The sequence below is a fragment of the Rhizobium sp. BK251 genome (assembly GCF_004345245.1).
Lineage (GTDB): Bacteria > Pseudomonadota > Alphaproteobacteria > Rhizobiales > Rhizobiaceae > Rhizobium.
Genome location: NZ_SLUQ01000002.1, coordinates 360,227 through 377,832, shown reverse-complemented (window position 1 = coordinate 377,832; position 17,606 = coordinate 360,227). Strand labels below are relative to the sequence as shown.

Annotated in this window: 22 protein-coding genes; 13 read left to right on the top strand and 9 right to left on the bottom strand. The window is 60.4% G+C overall.

Annotation, left to right across the window (positions count from 1 at the left end; genetic code table 11):
* Positions 1–55 precede the first annotated feature (55 nt).
* Entirely contained in the window at positions 56–970 is a 915-nt protein-coding gene (locus EV286_RS05730; protein ID WP_132956054.1) for a LysR family transcriptional regulator, read from the top strand.
* An 84-nt stretch (positions 971–1,054) separates the two neighbouring features.
* Here EV286_RS05730 and EV286_RS05725 read toward each other — a convergent pair whose 3' ends face one another.
* Positions 1,055–1,336: a DUF2188 domain-containing protein gene (locus EV286_RS05725; protein WP_132956053.1), complete on the bottom strand. Its 282-nt coding sequence runs from the start codon at positions 1,334–1,336 to the stop codon at positions 1,055–1,057.
* 231 nt (positions 1,337–1,567) lie between these two features.
* Between EV286_RS05725 and EV286_RS05720 the strand changes: the two genes are divergently transcribed.
* The gene (locus EV286_RS05720) at positions 1,568–2,662 is read left to right on the top strand and encodes a calcium:proton antiporter (RefSeq protein ID WP_132956052.1); all 1,095 of its coding nucleotides are present in this window, start codon (positions 1,568–1,570) and stop codon (positions 2,660–2,662) included.
* Positions 2,663–2,717: 55 nt separating this feature from the next.
* Here the strand turns inward: EV286_RS05720 and EV286_RS05715 are convergent, their stop codons facing one another.
* The 3 genes from EV286_RS05715 to EV286_RS05705 all read right to left on the bottom strand — a co-directional run bounded on the left by EV286_RS05715 (position 2,718) and on the right by EV286_RS05705 (position 4,907).
* Positions 2,718–3,104, bottom strand: coding sequence for a type II toxin-antitoxin system VapC family toxin (locus EV286_RS05715; protein ID WP_132956051.1), 387 nt, complete (start codon positions 3,102–3,104; stop codon positions 2,718–2,720).
* Position 3,105: 1 nt separating this feature from the next.
* A complete protein-coding gene (locus EV286_RS05710; RefSeq protein WP_132956322.1) occupies positions 3,106–3,369 on the bottom strand; it encodes a type II toxin-antitoxin system prevent-host-death family antitoxin in 264 nt (87 codons plus the stop codon).
* A 335-nt stretch (positions 3,370–3,704) separates the two neighbouring features.
* Positions 3,705–4,907 (bottom strand): pyridoxal phosphate-dependent aminotransferase, encoded by a 1,203-nt coding sequence (locus EV286_RS05705; protein ID WP_132956050.1) that lies wholly within the window; start codon positions 4,905–4,907, stop codon positions 3,705–3,707.
* Between the two features lie 380 nt (positions 4,908–5,287).
* On the opposite strand from EV286_RS05705, the gene EV286_RS31875 reads away from it, so the two are divergent.
* The 5 genes from EV286_RS31875 (at position 5,288) to EV286_RS05685 (ending at position 9,070) form a co-directional block, all read left to right on the top strand.
* Positions 5,288–5,437, top strand: coding sequence for a hypothetical protein (locus EV286_RS31875; protein ID WP_165932785.1), 150 nt, complete (start codon positions 5,288–5,290; stop codon positions 5,435–5,437).
* 132 nt (positions 5,438–5,569) lie between these two features.
* Positions 5,570–6,736: a PQQ-dependent sugar dehydrogenase gene (locus tag EV286_RS05700; RefSeq protein WP_132956049.1), complete on the top strand. Its 1,167-nt coding sequence runs from the start codon at positions 5,570–5,572 to the stop codon at positions 6,734–6,736.
* 133 nt (positions 6,737–6,869) lie between these two features.
* Positions 6,870–7,760, top strand: coding sequence for a DMT family transporter (locus EV286_RS05695; protein WP_132956048.1), 891 nt, complete (start codon positions 6,870–6,872; stop codon positions 7,758–7,760).
* Between the two features lie 500 nt (positions 7,761–8,260).
* Positions 8,261–8,476, top strand: coding sequence for a cold-shock protein (locus EV286_RS05690; RefSeq protein ID WP_004116423.1), 216 nt, complete (start codon positions 8,261–8,263; stop codon positions 8,474–8,476).
* Positions 8,477–8,623: 147 nt separating this feature from the next.
* Entirely contained in the window at positions 8,624–9,070 is a 447-nt protein-coding gene (locus tag EV286_RS05685) for a BA14K family protein (protein ID WP_132956047.1), read from the top strand.
* 56 nt (positions 9,071–9,126) lie between these two features.
* Here the strand turns inward: EV286_RS05685 and EV286_RS05680 are convergent, their stop codons facing one another.
* Complete coding sequence (locus tag EV286_RS05680) at positions 9,127–9,774, bottom strand: MBL fold metallo-hydrolase (RefSeq protein ID WP_165932784.1); 648 nt, start codon at positions 9,772–9,774, stop codon at positions 9,127–9,129.
* A gap of 206 nt (positions 9,775–9,980) precedes the next feature.
* Between EV286_RS05680 and EV286_RS05675 the strand changes: the two genes are divergently transcribed.
* Together EV286_RS05675 and EV286_RS05670 are read left to right on the top strand one after the other, a co-directional pair.
* The gene (locus EV286_RS05675; protein WP_132956046.1) at positions 9,981–10,610 is read left to right on the top strand and encodes a DUF1236 domain-containing protein; all 630 of its coding nucleotides are present in this window, start codon (positions 9,981–9,983) and stop codon (positions 10,608–10,610) included.
* 258 nt (positions 10,611–10,868) lie between these two features.
* Positions 10,869–11,135 carry a hypothetical protein gene (locus EV286_RS05670; protein ID WP_132956045.1) on the top strand — a complete coding sequence of 89 codons (267 nt, stop codon included), beginning with the start codon at positions 10,869–10,871 and terminating at the stop codon, positions 11,133–11,135.
* 66 nt (positions 11,136–11,201) lie between these two features.
* On the opposite strand, the gene EV286_RS05665 is transcribed toward EV286_RS05670, so the two are convergent.
* Positions 11,202–12,092: a branched-chain amino acid aminotransferase gene (locus tag EV286_RS05665; RefSeq protein ID WP_132956044.1), complete on the bottom strand. Its 891-nt coding sequence runs from the start codon at positions 12,090–12,092 to the stop codon at positions 11,202–11,204.
* A gap of 256 nt (positions 12,093–12,348) precedes the next feature.
* Between EV286_RS05665 and EV286_RS05660 the strand changes: the two genes are divergently transcribed.
* The 4 genes from EV286_RS05660 to EV286_RS05645 are packed head-to-tail and all read left to right on the top strand — an operon-like array spanning position 12,349 to position 15,571.
* Positions 12,349–12,852, top strand: a complete 504-nt coding sequence (locus tag EV286_RS05660; protein ID WP_132956043.1) for a MarR family transcriptional regulator — start codon at positions 12,349–12,351, stop codon at positions 12,850–12,852.
* Positions 12,849–13,550, top strand: a complete 702-nt coding sequence (locus tag EV286_RS05655) for a response regulator transcription factor (RefSeq protein ID WP_132956042.1) — start codon at positions 12,849–12,851, stop codon at positions 13,548–13,550. The genes EV286_RS05660 and EV286_RS05655 overlap by 4 nt, the downstream gene beginning before the upstream one ends.
* Before the next feature lie 7 nt (positions 13,551–13,557).
* Positions 13,558–14,967, top strand: coding sequence for an ATP-binding protein (locus EV286_RS05650; RefSeq protein ID WP_132956041.1), 1,410 nt, complete (start codon positions 13,558–13,560; stop codon positions 14,965–14,967).
* Positions 14,968–14,989: 22 nt separating this feature from the next.
* Complete coding sequence (locus EV286_RS05645) at positions 14,990–15,571, top strand: DUF1349 domain-containing protein (protein WP_132956040.1); 582 nt, start codon at positions 14,990–14,992, stop codon at positions 15,569–15,571.
* A gap of 13 nt (positions 15,572–15,584) precedes the next feature.
* Here the strand turns inward: EV286_RS05645 and EV286_RS05640 are convergent, their stop codons facing one another.
* The 3 genes from EV286_RS05640 to EV286_RS05630 are packed head-to-tail and all read right to left on the bottom strand — an operon-like array spanning position 15,585 to position 17,269.
* The gene (locus EV286_RS05640) at positions 15,585–15,926 is read right to left on the bottom strand and encodes a tRNA-binding protein (protein WP_132956039.1); all 342 of its coding nucleotides are present in this window, start codon (positions 15,924–15,926) and stop codon (positions 15,585–15,587) included.
* A gap of 13 nt (positions 15,927–15,939) precedes the next feature.
* On the bottom strand, positions 15,940–16,767 hold the full coding sequence (gene proC / locus EV286_RS05635) for a pyrroline-5-carboxylate reductase (RefSeq protein ID WP_132956038.1): 828 nt from the start codon (positions 16,765–16,767) through the stop codon (positions 15,940–15,942).
* Position 16,768: 1 nt separating this feature from the next.
* A complete protein-coding gene (locus EV286_RS05630; protein ID WP_132956037.1) occupies positions 16,769–17,269 on the bottom strand; it encodes a YbjN domain-containing protein in 501 nt (166 codons plus the stop codon).
* Between the last annotated feature and the right edge of the window lie 337 nt (positions 17,270–17,606).

Genomic DNA, 17,606 nt, shown 5'->3' with positions numbered 1-17,606 from the left:
CGATTTCCGCATAAACAAAATTGTCAAAATACGTGGATCGGCTATACATATTTTAATGAGCACGAACGAACCGAGCTGGGATCTTTACCGCACATTTCTCGCCGTGCTTCAGCACGGATCGCTCTCGGCTGCTGCGCGCGAACTCGGACTGACGCAGCCGACGATCGGCCGCCATGTCGACGCGCTGGAGCAGGCCGTGGGCCACGAACTCTTCACAAGGTCACCGAACGGCCTCCTTCCCACAGAAGCCGCCCTTGACCTGAGGCCCTATGCGGAAACGCTGGCTGCGACATCCGCCGCGCTGGTCCGGGCGGCATCCGGCCGCGGCAACAGGATCGAAGGCGTGGTTCGCATCAGTGCCAGCGAAGTGATCGGCGTGGAGGTGCTGCCGCCAATTCTCCGCGAGTTGCAGGAACAATATCCCGCCCTCGTCATCGAACTCTCCTCGTCCGATGCCGTCGAGGACCTGCTGCAGCGCGAGGCAGACATTGCGGTTCGAATGGTGGAACCTTCACAGGAGGCGCTTCTGGTGCGCCGCATCGGTGATCTCGCCGTCGGCTTCTTCGCGCACAGCAGCTATCTCGAGCGTCATGGCCGGCCGGAAACCTTGGCCGGTCTTGCCGGCCACCGCGTCATCGGCTTTGACCGCCACACCGGCTACATTCGGGCGATGACGAAGCGCTATCCGCAGCTCAACGGGATTGGCTTTTCCTTCAAGGCGGACAGCAATCTTGCCCAGCTCGCTGCAATTCGGGCCGGCCTCGGCATAGGAATGTGCCAGGCAGGCTTGGCGAGGCGCGACCCCGCTCTCGTCAGAGTGCTACCGCAGGCATTCGAGGTGCCGCTCGATACCTGGGTCGCCATGCACGAAAACCTGAAGTCCTCGCCGCGCTGCCGTGTCACCTTCGATGCATTGGTGGAGGGACTTCTGGATTATCGCAGACGGCAGAACGAAGCCCAGCAAGCGTAAACGGCAAGAACAGATGGACAGAGCCGTTGGAGGAGACCCTCGTCGGAGCCTGGAAATTGTCCGCGGCATATATACCGGATGGTTCTATGTCCTTGGCGAGGCGGAAGCCGGGGATACCCTCCATTGGGCATCGACGACCTCGGTTTCCGGGCGGTCGCCGCCGTCGGTATATTCCTCGCGCCACTTGCCCTTCTCGTCCTGATAGCTGATTTCCGCGGGCTCCCCGCCGACCTGCTGCTCGGCCGCAACGATCCTTGCCGCCTCGAGGGCTTCGGCATGAGAGGGAAAAGCTTCGGAATAGACGTCGCCCAGTCGGTAAGCCCAGCCGCCGTCATGCGGCACGACCTCGTAAATGACCTTGACCATGCGATACCTCCTCTGCGTTTCCAAGGCCGCGGGTTCTCCGGATTTCTCCGGCTGGATCGCGGATCGCCTTGAATTCGCTCTATGAGGACGCCGCGACTTTCATTCTTGCTGACCGATGGAACGTCAGTATTCCATTAAATGCGCGGAACTGCAAATTGAGGGGAAATCGCACATGTTTGACGCATGAAAGGGGAGCCATATCTGAGATGGGGACAGGATCCGGGACGGAACATGGGCACCTTATCTTTCATTGGACGCGAGAGGCTGTTGATCCTCGCTGCGGCGGTTGCGGCTCTCGCCTATTTTTCGGAACACGCCCTTCTGGCCGCTGGCCAGGCGGGATCGCTCCTGGTGGCTTGCCTGCTTGTGGCGACGATCGTGCTCGCCTCGATCCGCATTGCCCATCACGCCGAGATTCTCGCCATCAAGGCGGGCGATCCTTACGGCACGATGATCCTTACGCTCTCGGCTGTCGCGGTGGAGGTCATCATCCTGGCGATCCTGATGAGCGACGAAGGTTCGCCGACGCTGGTGCGCGACACGATCTACTCGGCGGTGATGCTGGATATCAACGGCATCCTGGGCCTTGCGGCGCTGCTCGGCGGCCTGAAGCACGGCGAGCAGCCCTATAACGACGATTCCGGCAAGACCTATGGCGTGATGATCCTGACCGCGATGGGCATCTCGATGATCGTGCCGGAGTTCATCCCCGAGGAGAAGTGGCGCTACTACTCGGCCTTCACCATCTGCGCGATGGTAGCCCTCTATGCGCTCTTCCTGCGCATGCAGGTCGGGCAACACAGCTATTTCTTCAGCTACAGCTATCCGCGCACGAAGAAGAAGGAAACGCCGCAGGAAGAGCACAGCGAGGAATCCACCTCGCTTTCGATCGTCACCATTCTCATCGGCGTCGTCATCGTCGGCGTGCTGGCCGAGCTGATGTCGTCCTTCCTGAATACGGGCCTGAAGGATACCGGCGCACCGATCGCGCTCACCGCCATTCTTGTTGCTGCGATCTCCGCCGCACCTGAAATCCTGACCGCGCTGCGCGCGGCTCTGCGCAACCGCATGCAGGCGACTGTCAACATCGCGATGGGTGCGTCTCTGTCCACCGTCATCCTCACCGTGCCCGTGATGGAGGCGATCGCGCTCTACACGGGCCAGCCGTTCGTCATGGCGATGTCACCGGCGCAGACGGTCATGGTCGCGATCACCCTCGTCGCGGCCGCCATCAACCTCAATGACGGCCAGACAAACGCGATCGAGGGCATGACGCATTTCATCCTCTTCGCCACGTTCATCATGCTCTCCGCCCTCGGACTTTGATCCGGATTTCAAGAGCTTGGAGCAAAAGGCGGAATCGAATTGCGAGGCTATTGAATCAGAACCTGAAGGCGAGCCGGTGATCGGCCAGCGCTCGATCGACGGTGACTAGTTGCAGCCCTTCCACCAGGCACTGCGCCAGAAGAAGGCGATCGAATGGATCACGTGTCTCCGGCTCGGGCTCTGCTGCGGTGATGACGTGGGGAACGTCAATCGTCAGAATGCTTAGTCCGGACGCCTGAAGATAATCGGGGATGACGTCGAGCGGAAGGCGCGGCGTAAGTTTGCCAAGGCGGGTCTTGATTGCCATTTCCCACAAGCTAGCGACACTGACAAAGACCTCCGAGGAGGCCTCCGACAATACCGTCTCTATCACCGGAAATCGTACGCCCAATTCCCTCTGGACGATGGCAAGCACAACGTGAGTATCGAGCAAAAACCGCATCTCAATAAGACGATGGCCTGATCAGAAAGTCCTCAGGCAGCTGATCGTCAAAATCGTCGGCGATCAAGCCTTCCGTCCGATCAATGCCGTGAGCCTTGAGATAGGCTTCACCAGCCTTCAGGTCGATGCCGCCGCGCTTCTGGTGCGGTACGAGATCGAGGATCGGCCGCCCATTGCGGGTGATGACAATGGTCTCCCCGTTCTCGACCTCTCGGGCGAGTTCTGTCAGGCGATTCTTCGCATCCCGGATCGAAACAGTCTTCATGACAACAATGTAGCCACATGCAGCTACATCGTCAATTGCCAACAAAAAAGCCCGCCGTCGTCGGCGCGCCCAGACTGCTGACGAAGCCGCCAACGCGATTGATTGTTTGGAGAGCGGCAAAATACCCGCCACCGCTATACCGGCCTCGTGCCGGTATCCAGCGCGATCAAGTCCTTGATCGCGAAAGACTCTTTCGCCGCGCAGACGCGCAGCTGGCTGGATTCCGGCTCAAGGCCGGAATGACGGAGTATCAGGGTGTTCGAACCACAAGAGGTTTGTCAGCAGTCTGAGCCCGCCGTCGCCGGCGGGCCTTCGCGTAGGATGTCTATGCGTGCTTACCTGCAGGCAGCGCAGAAGCGCTGGATGCGGCGGCAGGCTTCCTCGAGCAGTTCTTCGGAAGTCGCGTAGGAGATGCGGAAGTTCGGGCCAAGGCCGAAAGCCGAGCCGTGGACGACCGCAACGCCTTCGCTCTCCAGCAGCTCCGAAACGAAGTCTTCGTCCGTCTCGATGACCTTGCCTGACGGCGCAGTCTTGCCGATGAGGCCGGCGCAGGACGGATAGACGTAGAAGGCGCCTTCCGGCACGGGGCAAACGAGGCCCTTCGCCTGGTTCAGCATCGATACGACGAGGTCGCGGCGGCCTTCGAAGATCTTCTTGTTCTTCGGGATGAAATCCTGCGTGCCGTTCAGGGCCTCGACGGCCGCCCACTGGGCAATGGAGGTCGCGCCGGAGGTCTGCTGGCCCTGGATCATGTCCATGGCCTTGATGAGCTGCAGCGGCCCGGCCGCATAGCCGATACGCCAGCCAGTCATCGCATAGGCCTTCGAGACGCCATTCATGGTCAGCGTACGATCGTACAGCTTCGGTTCCACCTCGACGGGCGTGACGAACTTGAAGTCGCCGTAGGTCAGGTGCTCGTACATGTCGTCGGTGAGGATCCAGACATGCGGGTGCTTCAGCAGGACGTCGGTCAGCGCCTTGAGTTCGGCATGGGTATAGGCCGCGCCGGTCGGGTTGGACGGCGAGTTGAAGACAAGCCACTTGGTCTTCGGCGTGATCGCCTTATCGAGGTCGGCCGGCTGGAGCTTGAAATTATGCTCCTGAGTGGCCGAAACGAAGACGGGCGTGCCGCCGCAGAGCGCCACCATTTCTGGATAGGAAACCCAGTAGGGCGCCGGAATGACGACTTCGTCACCAGGATTCAGCGTCGCCATGAAGGCGTTGAAAAGAATCTGCTTTCCGCCGGTGCCGACGATCGTCTGCTCGGGGGTGTATTCGAGGCCGTTCTCGCGCTTGAACTTTGCGGCGATCGCCTTGCGCAACTCCGGAATGCCGGAGACCGGCGTGTACTTCGTCTCGCCGCGATTGATCGCGTCGATGGCGGCCTTCTTGATATTGTCGGGCGTATCGAAATCAGGTTCGCCGGCGCCGAGCCCGATCACATCGCGGCCCTTGGCTTTGAGTTCCCGGGCTTTCTGGGAGACGGCGATGGTGGCGGAGGGCTTTACGCGGGAAAGTGCGTCGGCAAGAAAGGCCATGGCGATCGGTCCTGTTCGGTTGAATTCAGCAGAAAGCTGTTGGACCAGATTTCTGCGGTTAGCTCTATGTCGAATGTGGGGCAATGTTTCAAGCTTAAACGCGTCATGGCCGCATGATTTATCGTGATGAATCGCTTGCCGGACGGCACTTTCAGCGATCCTCACCCCTCCCCGATGTGGCCCTCTCGACCGGATCAAAGTTGCGTCAGCCCGGATCGTTTCTGCGGGCGGGTCGATCGCGCCCGAAAATCAGAGACATCGGCGTATATCTTGATTGCCATGAATTAGCCCAGACAAATACTCTCCGCTGCCGCAATTCGGTCGCGAAGGCGTCCATTTAAAGGATTCTTCTGCGCGCACTGTGCAGACAAAGGTAAGCAATGTTTCTTGACGACGAAAATGCCACCAGGCGATTGCGTTCTCGCAACCGCCTCTCCTTCGTGTGGCTTGCAGCAATCATCCTTGTCGCCTGCGTCGTCATGTTGCTCGGGGTGATTTCGACGGTTCATGCGGAAAGCATGCTCGGCTAGAGCGCCGCCGTGCCGCAGCATTTCGCCGAACACGATCACGTTATCGGCGGCATTTTGCCGGCCGTCTGGCCTTGAACGGTCTCGCCCGTCTCTCCAACTTGCCAGTAAGAGGCAGGAACAAAGGGAACGCAAATGGGCAGCAGGGTGGACCGCAGCACGTATGTGCGTGCCGGCATAATTGCGATCGCCGCCGCTCTGGCAGGCGGCGCAAGCTGGGCTGATACGCCAGAAGACGTCCCCACCAAGAAGACGACCGTCCACGTCGAAACCGTCGCCGACGGTCTCGAACATCCATGGGCCGTCGAGGTGCTGCCGGACGGCGCCTACCTCGTCACCGAACGCCCGGGCCGGATGCGCGTCATCCGCGACGGCAGGCTCTCGCCACCTCTGAGCGGCGTGCCGCAAGTCAGCGCACGCGGACAGGGCGGCCTGATGGATGTTGCACTGGACCCGGCATTCGCGACGAACCGCAAGATCTACTTTACGGCCGCGCTCCGCCGTGGCGGTGGCTCCGGAACGGTAGTCTTCAGCGCCGCCCTTTCCCCGGACGAACGCAGCCTGGCTAACGTCACCGAGATCTTTGCAATGAAGCGCTTCACGGGCGGCAACATCCAGTACGGCTCGCGCATCGCAATCGACAAGGACGGCAGCCTTTTCGTCAGCATCGGTGACCGCGGAAACCGGGACCGCTCGCAGGACTGGCGGGACGATGCCGGCTCGATCATCCACATCAATCCCGATGGCAGCATTCCGGCCTCCAATCCCGACCGGACCGGCGCCAGGGGCTTGCCGGAGATCTGGTCCAAGGGTCACAGGAATCCGCAGGGCATTACCTTCGACGCGGCCGATGGCAGGCTCTACACGGTCGAGCATGGCGCTCGCGGCGGCGACGAGATAAATGCGCCGGAGCCCGGCAAGAATTACGGATGGCCGATCATCACCTATGGACGGGATTATTCCGGCGCCGAGATCGGGGAAGGCACGGCGAAGGAGGGCCTTGAACAGCCCCTCTACTATTGGGACCCGTCGATTGCCCCCGGCGCCATCGCAGTCTACCGCGGCAAGATGTTTCCGGAGTGGGATGGTGATGTCCTGATCGCAGCGCTGAAATTCCAGCTACTCTCCCGCATGGAACGGGACAGCAGCGGCGCATTTGTCGCCGAGGAGCGGATGTTCGCAGGATCCTACGGACGCATCCGCGATGTCGTCGTGGCGCCGGATGGTGCGATCCTGATGCTGACCGACAAGGACAACGGCGAACTCCTTCGCGTCTCGAGGGCGGACAAGCCTCAGGGTTGATTGCCTTGTAATGGCGCAAGGCCGAACCCAAGATCCCGCGCGCTTGCCTCGGCCGGCTTCAACTGCTAACGGTCCGGCTGAAACACGGCCGATCCGGCCGGCCCTCCCCGCATCCCTTCCCTACAAGGTGCACATGACGCGCGTTCAGGCGAATCTTGTTCTGTTGCTGGCAGCAGCGATCTGGGGCGGCGGCTTTGTCGCGCAATCGACAGCGATGAAGGCGATCGGCCCGTTCTGGTTCATAGGGCTGCGCTTTGCAGTTGCAACCCTGGTCGTGCTCCCCTTCGTCTGGCTGGAAGCCCGCAAGGCCGCCCGACCGCTGACCAATAGCAACAGGCTGGCTTTCCTTCTCGTGGGCCTCGCCCTCTTCTGCGGTGCGGCCTCGCAACAGATCGGCCTCCTGACGACGACGGTCACCAATTCGAGCTTCATCACCGGGCTCTATGTAATCTTCGTTCCGCTGATTGCCGTGGTCTTCCTGCGTCGCGCGCCGCATTGGATCATATGGCCTGGCGCGTTGCTGGCGCTGTCAGGCATATTCCTTCTCTCCGGCGGCCAGCTCTCGCAGCTGACAAAAGGCGACGGCCTGACCGTGATCTGCGCCGTCTTCTGGGCGATCCAGATTACGCTGGCGGGTATCGCGGTAAGCAAGACTGGCCGCCCCCTTGCGCTCTCTGCGACGCAGTTCGCCGTCACGGCAGTGGCAGCCCTTGCAGTGGCAGTGGCAGTCGAGCCCATCAGCTTTGAAATCATCCGCGCAGCAGCCGGAGAGATCCTCTATGTCGGTGTCTTCTCCTCCGCCCTGGCCTTCGTCCTGCAGGTTATCGCCCAACGCTATACTACGGCGTCCCAGGCCGCGATCTTCCTTTCTTCGGAGGCGTTGTTCGGCTCGGCGCTTGCTGCGATCTTTCTTGGCGAGACCATGCCGTCGCTCGGCTATACTGGATGCGCGATCATGCTTGCGGCAATGTTGATTGTCGAACTGGTGCCCGAACTGGACCGTCGGCGGGCTTCGGCGGCCTAGTGACCTGCATTTGAGGCGCTGCTTCATGAAGTATTTCGGCCGGGCGCGCGCATTTTTTTAGAACCGCGTCATATATGCCGCCATCGGGCGACTTTTGGCAAAATCACCCCAAAATTATATTGCAGACGATACAAAAACCGTGTCCGCGCGGTAACGGGCGCCAAAAATTCGTGAATTTGGCTACTGCGACGCGATCACGCGAGCCCGTTCCGAAGAAGACGTTAAAAAACTTTTGCTTGCCAATTATAAATAAACACAGCACTCTCAGTATTGTTCGGGCATTTTGCGAGCACGGGAAGTCCTTATAAAGCATGCGCGCCGGAGACGCTGATAATCCGGCCAGCCAGGTCAGAGAACGATGCGAGAGAGTCGTTTTAGGATCCCGGCGGAGTAGCGGGACCTTTTCCTTACAATTCAAGAACTGCCTGCTCACGCCCCCTCAGGGCAATACTACAATGCTGCCCGTGTGGATGGCGGGCAGAGACAAAAGGACCTGACGCATGGCCGAGACTGGCACTGTAAAATTCTTCAATACCGACAAGGGCTTCGGGTTTATCAAGCCCGACAAAGGTGGCGCCGACATCTTTGTCCATATTTCTGCAGTTCAGGCCTCCGGCCTGGCAGGACTCTCCGAAAACCAGAAGGTAAGCTTTGACACGGAACCTGATCGCCGTGGCAAGGGGCCGAAGGCTGTCAATCTTCAGATCGCTGGCTAAAGCACTGTAAAAGCTTCCAAAATCAAGCTAAAGCCCGGCAGAAATGCCGGGTTTTATCGTTCAGCCTGCATTCAGCTTGTCCCGAATAAGTTTGGATCATTGCTGCATACGGACGGATTGCCCGCCCGCCATCAAGGACAGGACACGATGAACAGGCTCGTCAAATCCATTATTCTTTCCGCCGCCACTGCCGCGCTCGCGCTGTCTTCGGTCGCGACTGCCTCTGCCGGCGATCGCTATTGGCGCCATCACAACAATAACAATAACGACGCGCTTGTCGGCGGTGCCATCGGCCTTGCAACCGGCCTCATCGTAGGCTCCGCGATCGCCAACAGCGGCCCGCGTTATGTCGAGCCCGCTCCGGTCTATGTCGAACCCGAATATGATCCGGTGCCGGTCTATCGCGTTCCGCGCCGCGCCTATGTCGAGGACGACTACTATGGTGCCCCCCCGGCGCGCTATGTCAGCGACGACCTGCGTCCCTGGTCGCCGCAGTGGATGCGCTATTGCTCTTACCGCTACCGCAGCTTTGACGGCCGCAGCGGCACTTATGTCGGCTACGACGGCATGCGCCACTTCTGCACCGCCGGCTGATAGACTGCTACAGCCGAGGAGTTTCAAAGCGCCGCTCACAAGCGGCGCTTTTTGATTCAGATGCCGCGCAGGAAGGGATTGTTCCGGCGCTCCTCGCCGATGCGACCGCCAGGTCCATGTCCGCAGATGAAGCCGACATCGTCGCCAAGCGGCAGGACCCTGTCACGGATCGATGCCAGAAGCTGCTGGTGGTTGCCCCCCGGCAGATCGGTGCGGCCGATCGAGCCGTTGAAGAGCACGTCGCCGAGATGGGCGAAGTTCTGAGCACGGTTGAAGTAGATCACGTGGCCAGGGGCATGTCCCGGACAATGATAGACTTCAAATTCGTGGTCGCCGAAGGAAACCTTGTCGCCGTCCTTCAGCCAGCGATCCGGCATGACGTTGCGCACCTTCATCGGCACGTTGAACATCGCGGCCTGCTTTTCGAGACCCTGCAGCAGCGGCAGGTCGTCCTCATGTGGACCGACGATCGTGACACCGAGCGCATCCTTCAGGTCCTGCGCACCGCCTGCATGATCGATATGACCATGCGTGAGCCAGATCTCCTTGAGCGTGATGCCGTTTTCCTTGACGGTCTGGAGTATGACGTCGATGTCGCCGCCGGGATCCACCACGACCCCTTCCCTGGTATCCGGATCGAACAGGATGGTGCAGTTCTGCTGGAAGGGTGTGACCGGAATGATGCCGGCCTGGAGCATACCCATGAATGCCTCGCATTGCTTGCCTTTGCGTCCTCCATATAGCGAGAGCTGCCCCCGGAGAAGCCTCAAAGTGCATTCGCCCTCAATTCGCGATGTCGCAACCTCCGGGCGACGCGGATTTGCATTGCATTTCACCGCGTCACATCCCGTGAAGGAACATCGCCGGGAGGCACGCGTTACCTGCCCATCGACAACAACGGAGAAATCAGATGACCGTGAAAACCAATATCATCCTTGCCGGCGCCTTGCTGCTAGCCAGCACGGGGCTCGCACGGGCAGAGATGGTCGCGACCACGATCAACGATCTCAACATCCGTTCCGGCCCCGGCCCGCAATATCCCTCAGCTGGGCTCGCGACGCGCGGCTCCACTGCAGTTCTCGGTGGTTGCATCGAAGGCAGCCGCTGGTGCCGCATCGATGTCAACGGTGTTCGCGGCTGGGCCTATGCGCAGTATCTGGAAGTTCAGCAGAACGGCGCCCCCATGATCGTCGAAGAGCACCGCGCCGACCTTGGCGTCCCCTCAGTCACCTATGAGCAGCCGGATGGCATGATCGTCAGCAGCGTCCAGCCTCCTGTGCAGCCGAGCCCCGACGACGATTTGATCGGTCCGGTGGAAGAGGTCGATCCCATTACACCACCGACCACCGTACGCACCTACATCGACGAGAACCCCGTCGACGCGGTCCGTCTAAACGGTGACGTGGTGGTTGGCGCAACGGTTCCGCAGACAGTCACGGTCCGCACGATACCGGACTACCAGTACAGCTATATGCGCGTGAACGATCGCCCCGTGTTGGTCGATCCCGGCACGCGTCGCATCGTCTATGTCTACAACTGACCTGATGCCAACAGAAACCTGAACGAGGCGGCCCGCGGGCCGCCTTTTTCGTTTCCGGGCGCGCGTTTACCATAAGTGCAAGCTCTCCCGTTTGAGTTGCTTTTTCCCTGCCGTCGCCCCTTGAATATGATAAAATGCTAATTATCGACGCGCCATTCCTCGCCAATACCGGCGGGGGCGGAAACGCGGGTCGACCCGCCGCATCATCTCTTGCATCGGGCCGACGTGACGGTGGAATTCCGTCGGGAGGAGAAGGTCATGGAAGCCCTTATGCCACTCATAACCCAGGCAATCGCGGGCGCGGTTGGCGGCAATGCTGCGAGCGCGGCCCTCAAGCAGACCGCAATCGCCGTCGTCGCGCGCACCATAGCGGGCGCAATCGGCGGCATTGGCGGCGGTATGCTGCTGCACATGGTAGGCGGGGAAGCTGCGTTGACCGGACTGGTCGCGGATGCGATCGGCGGCCTGATCGGCGGCGGCATTCTTTCGTCGATCGTCGGCGGCGTAATGGCCCGCGCTCGATAATACAACATCGAAACGGCGACCGGCGCCGATGAAACGCGCCTGATCGCCGAGACGAGTTCGACCCTATTACGCGGCGGCGACAGCTGCCGGGTAAACTTCCTTGACGTAGTCGTTCATCAGGGTTTCGGAGATCTTGCCGGGCGTGAAGCGATATGGGCCGATTTCCGAAACAGGAGTTACCTCCGCCGCAGAGCCGGTCAGGAAGCATTCGCTGAAGCTGTCGAGCTCCTCCGGCATGATCGCGCGTTCGACGACTTGGAGGCCGCGTCTGCATGCAAGCTCGATCACGGTCTGGCGGGTGATGCCGTTCAGGAAGCAGTCCGGGGTCGGAGTGTGGATCACTCCGTCCTTGATGAAGAAGATGTTGGCACCGGTCGCCTCGGCCACCTGCCCGCGATAGTCCAGCATCATCGCGTCCGCATATCCCTTTGCTTCTGCGGCATGCTTGGAGATCGTGCAGATCATGTAGAGACCCGCGGCCTTCGATGCCACCGGCGCCGTCTTCGGATCGGGGCGACGGTATTCGGCGATATCGAGGCGGATGCCCTTGAGCTTCTCGGCCGGATTGAAATAGCTGCCCCACTGCCAGAGCGCGATCGCGACATTGATGCGGTTGTTCTGGGCAGAAACGCCCATCATCTCGCTGCCGCGCCAGGCGATCGGGCGCACATAGGCATCGGAGAAGCCCTGCCGCTGCAAGAGCTCGATCGTCGCCGCATCGAGCTCGGCAACGGAATAGGGAATCTTGAAGCCCAGGATTTCGGCCGAGCGATGGAGCCGCTCGTTGTGCTCTGTCAGCTTGAAGACGCGCCCCCCATAGGCCCGTTCGCCTTCGAAAACCGCGCTGGCATAGTGGAGGCCGTGTGTCAGCACGTGAATCTTCGCCTCCTTCCAGGCGACGAACTCACCATTGAACCAGATCTCTCCATCCAGTTGATCGAAAGGAACTGAAGCCATTTGCCTATCCTCCGGCGCCGAGGCGCCATGCCTGTTGATTATTGTCCCAATTACGCTCTATCCACTGAGGCAAGAGGGAAACACGCAGTATGCTGAAGTTTCACGAAGCCGGGCCCGGTTTGCCGGCCAGACCGCCACTGGGCACAGCTTCGGAAAGTTCGCGGAAGCTATCAATGACGTAAAAATATGTCAACAAAGCTGACATATTTTTACGATAATTTCCCGCGAGACGCAGAACAAGAAAGGAAATGCCGAGGTGCCACGACAGACCAGCCCGAAAGCAGCCAGGCCGGAGCCGCTGGCGACACCCATGAGCAATACCGATACCATCGATTTCGAGATCATCGAACTGTTCTTTTTCGCCTACCGGGACTTCGTCTCCGATCCGGATGCAATCCTTGCCGGGAGCGGCTTTGGACGGGCGCACCACCGCGTGGTACATTTCGTTAACCGCGAACCCGGCATGACCGTTGCCGATCTTCTGGATACATTGAAAATAACCAAGCAAAGCCTTGCGAGGGTCCTCAAACAGCTGATTGATTCAGGCTATATTCGGCAGGTTGCAGGCCCGGAGGATCGGCGGCAGAGGAAGCTCTATCCGACACAGGCGGGTCGGGAGCTCGCGCTTGCCTTGGCAGGGCCGCAATCGCGCCGCATTGAACGCGCATTCGAAAGCGCATCTCCGCAGGAGCGCGAAAGCGTCAGGCGGTTCCTGAGGGGAATGCGGGACCAGCAAAGATCGGAACCGGCTGAGAGATGATGATGAAGACGATGATTTCGGATGACGCGGCTCACCTCCTCGTGGTGGACGACGATACCCGTATTCGTGCACTTCTAAACCGCTATCTCACTGAAAACGGCTTCCGCGTCACGGTTGCCGCCGACGGCGGCGAAGCGAGGCGCAAGCTGCAGGGGCTGGATTTCGACCTGATCATCATGGACGTGATGATGCCCGGCGAAACCGGTATAGAACTCACCCAGGTGCTGCGCACGATCAAGAGCGTGCCGATCATCATGCTGACGGCGCTGACTGAGGCTAACTCACGCGTCGAGGGCCTGGAGGCTGGAGCCGATGATTATCTGGCCAAGCCCTTCGACCCGCGCGAACTCGTCTTGCGTATCAACAACATCCTGCGGCGCAACACTTCCCCCGAAGCGCCCAAGATCGAGCAGATCATGTTCGGCCCGTTTACCTTCTCGCTTGTTCGCAAGGAACTGAAGAAGGCGTCCGAACTCATCCGCCTGACGGATCGCGAGCAGGAGATCATGCTTCTCTTCGCGAGGCGCGCCGGAGACACGATCCCGCGTCACGAGTTGATCGGCGACGATGCGGAGGTGGGCGAACGAACGATCGATGTCCAGATAAACCGGCTGCGCCGCAAGATCGAGGACGATCCGGCCAATCCGGTCTGGCTGCAGACTGTGCGGGGAATTGGTTATCGGCTGAGCATCGACTGAGCGACACATGGCGAACTCCGGCAGGATCGGCAATCTGACAGCGATACTTGACTCCTTTCGGCGCGATCAGGAGCGATCGGTCACGCCACCCTTGCGTTCGTTCGGCAGGTGGATGCGCCGCCAGCTTCCGACTGGCCTCTATGCCCGTTCGCTGTTGATCATCATCATTCCAATGATCCTGCTCCAGTCCGTCGTCGCAGCCGTCTTCATGGAACGGCACTGGCAGATGGTGACCCAGCGGCTCTCGATGGCCGTCACCCGCGACATCGCCGGGATCATCGATATCATCGAGACCTACCCGCAGGACGCCGACTACAGCGAGATCATTCGCATCGCTCGCGAGAAGCTCAACCTCAATATCTCGATCGAGCCCTATGGCGACCTGCCGCCTCCCCGTGCCAAGCCATTCTTCTCGATCCTCGACGGTATCCTGAGCGACGAGATCAGCGACCAGATCCGCCGGCCCTTCTGGCTCGACACGCTTGGCGATTCCAGCCTGATCGAGATCCGGATCCAGCTCGACGACAAGATATTGCGAGTGCTCGCGCGGCGCAGCCAGGCCTATGCCTCGAATACCCATATCTTCCTGCTCTGGATGATCGGCACCTCGCTGGTCCTGATCGGCATCTCGATCCTCTTCCTTCGCGGGCAGATCCGGCCGATCCTCTCGCTCGCCAAAGCCGCCGAAAGCTTCGGCAAGGGGCAGAAGCCGGACGATTTCCTGCCCCGAGGCGCCGACGAGGTACGCCGCGCCGGCCTTGCCTTCATTCTCATGCGCGAGCGCATCGAACGGCAGATCGAACAGCGCACGACCATGCTCTCCGGCGTCAGCCACGACCTGCGCACCGTTCTCACCCGTTTCAAGCTGCAGTTGGCGCTCGCCGGCGACAATCCGGACCTGCAGAACATGAACGAGGACGTCCAGGACATGCAGACCATGCTGGAAGGCTACATGGCCTTCGCCCGCGGCGAGACGGAGGAGGATGTCGGCAACCTCAGCCTTAACGAAGTCTTCGAGAGACTCGAGGCTGACTTCTCCCTCCATGGCAAGGAACTGAGTTACGCCATCGATGGCGACGACAGCATTCTGGTGCGGCCGAACGCCTTCACGCGGCTAGTCACCAACCTCGCCTCGAACGCCCGCCGATATGCTAACAAGCTGCGGATCGAGGCAAAGCATGGCACCAAGTGGCTGACCGTTACCTTCGACGACGACGGTCCCGGCATTCCGGAGAACGCGCGAGACGACGTCTTCAAGCCGTTCTTTCGTCTCGATTCAGCACGCAACCTCGATGATTCCGGCACCGGGCTGGGCCTCGCGATCGTGCGCGACATCGCCCGCAGCCATGGCGGCAATGTCACGCTCGGCGACAGCCCGCTCGGCGGCCTGAGAGCCACGATCCGCATCCCCGCCTGAACAGGAAACCCAGGGAAGCCCCATGACGATCGATATCAGCGCCATGAAATGGCTGAATCCTCCGCCGAGCGCCGAGGTGCGCAACGGGCGCCTACACGTGGTCACTGGCGAAAAGACTGATTTCTGGCAGGGAACCTATTACGGCTTCCACCGCGACGACGGTCATTTCCTGCACGCGCAGCGCAAGGGAGACTTCACCGCGACCGTCACGTTCACCGGCCGTTACGAGGAACTCTACGACCAGGCGGGGCTGATGATCCGCGCGGATGCCGGGCACTGGATGAAATGCGGCATCGAATATACCGATGGCGCGAAGCATTTCAGCGTCGTCGTGACCAACCGCAATTCCGATTGGTCCGCCTTCCGGCTCGATCATGATTTCGACGAGATGTCCGTGCGCGTGACCCGCAATGGCGACGCGCTCTTCATTCAATATTGCACGGACCGGCAGCCGGACTGGCGCATGGCGCGCCTCGCCTACTTCGATCCGTCGATGCAGGACATCATGGTCGGCCCTGCCTTCTGCTCGCCGCAGCGTAAGGGATTCGAGGCCGAGTTTATCGATTTCACGCTGACGGATCCGGTTTCCCGCGACATCCACTGAGGCGCCGACGCGCCTACATTAGCTTCCTGCCATCAGGTACCGGCTGCCCCACGCCGGCAAGCACGATCGCGCCGGTCTCGTCCTCGAAGCCGAGCGTCAGAACCTCCGAGCGGAAGGGACCGATCTGGCGGGGCGGAAAGTTGACGACGCCGAGCACCTGCCGGCCAACCAGCTCTTCCGGCGTATAATGGACCGTGATCTGCGCGGAGGATTTCTTCACCCCGATCTCGGGGCCGAAATCGATCATGAGCTTGTAGGCGGGCTTGCGCGCTTCCGGAAAGGGCTTCACTTCGATGATGGTGCCGACGCGAACGTCGACGCGCTCGAAATCCGCATAGGTGATCTCTTCGGACATTCCCTCTCCCCGCTCAGCCGGCCAGTTCCTCGGCCCGCTTGCGGGCGGCGGCGATCGCCGCATCGAAAAGCGGCTGCATCCCGTTCTCGGCCATGAGGATGGCGAGAGCGGCGGCGGTCGTACCGCCGGGAGACGTCACGTTCTGGCGCAGGCGCGAGGCGTCATCGGGGGACTGGTGCAGAAGTTCACCAGCCCCCGAGACGGTTTCCCGTGCAAGACGCATGGCGAGGTCCGCCGGCAGGCCGAGTTTGCGTCCTGCCTCTGCCATGCATTCGACGAGATAGAAGACATAGGCCGGCCCGCTGCCCGAAACGGCCGTCACGGCATCGATATCCGCTTCCGTGGCAACCCACTCCAGAGGACCGGATACCTTCAGGAGATTGAAGACCCGGTCGCGCTGTGCGGCCGTCACCCGTTCATTGGCATAGGCGCCCGTGATGCCCCGCCCGATCATCGCAGGCGTATTCGGCATGGCGCGCACCATCGCAGCTTCACCGAGATGTTTCTCCAGGGAAGCGAGCGTCTTGCCGGCGGCGACCGATACGACGACCGTTTCCTTACTCACGCAGGTCCTGACCGAAGGCAATACGGCCTCCATCACCTGCGGCTTGACGGCAAGAAAGAGAACCCCGGCCTTCAACGTGTCGGGGACGGCCTGCACGTGCCTTGCGCCCGCATCGGCGATCAGCGAAAGCATGGCCTCCGAAGGGCCAGGATCGACCACGACGACGGAGGAGCCGAAAACGCCGCTCTTCAACCAGCCCGACAGCATCGCGCCGCCCATGTTCCCGGCGCCGACCAGGACGATAGGATTGTCGGACGATGACTGGTCTGGCTTCATTTCACGCTTCACCCACGGTTTCGAAGAGCACGGCATCCAGGGCGCGCTTGGCATCCATGCCCGACCAGACGACGAACTGGAAAGCCTGGTAATAGGCCTCGCTGCTGTCGAGAGCATTTGAAAGCAGTGCCTCGACCTGCTGGTTCGTCGCTTCCGCGCCGCCGGAAAGAAGCAGAGACTGCCGGAAAATAACGACATCTTCTTGGCGCCACAGGTCGAAATGTCCCATGAGCACTTGCGCATTGATCAGGGAAAGCAGCCGGATCACCTCGTTCAGGCGAGCGTCCGGAACCTTGACGTCGAATGCGCAGCCGAGATGCAGCGCCTCGAAGTCCTCCATCCAGGAGAAGGAAAGATGATAATCGGCCCACCGTCCCTCGACGGTCATAGCAATCTCGTCCTCGCCGGAGCGCTCAAACGACCAGTCGTTGGTCGCCGCGACAAATTCGATCGTATCGACCGGGTTGGAATGACGTTGAAATTCCATTTCCATCAGGCTCATGCAACACCTTTTCGACCGGATTGAATGCGATCACTTCGTGTACAGACACAGAAAAAACACACTCTACTACCGGAAATCACCACTTCGAATGATCGTCGAACGGTTGCCAGACTAACACCGTCACCCTGCCTGGGGCTTACCAAGTCCGTCTCGAATCATCATTTAAAATCAGTGTATAATGACCCGGCGGACCTGCCAGCCCTCAATTGGGAATTTGGGAACCGACTCTGTGGAAAGCTTCTGGAACTTGGATTCACGAGGGCGCCATAACCGACTCTGGCGACTGGCTTTTTTGGCAGTGTCCACAGGTTGAAAAAAAGGCACGCAAATTTCTGGG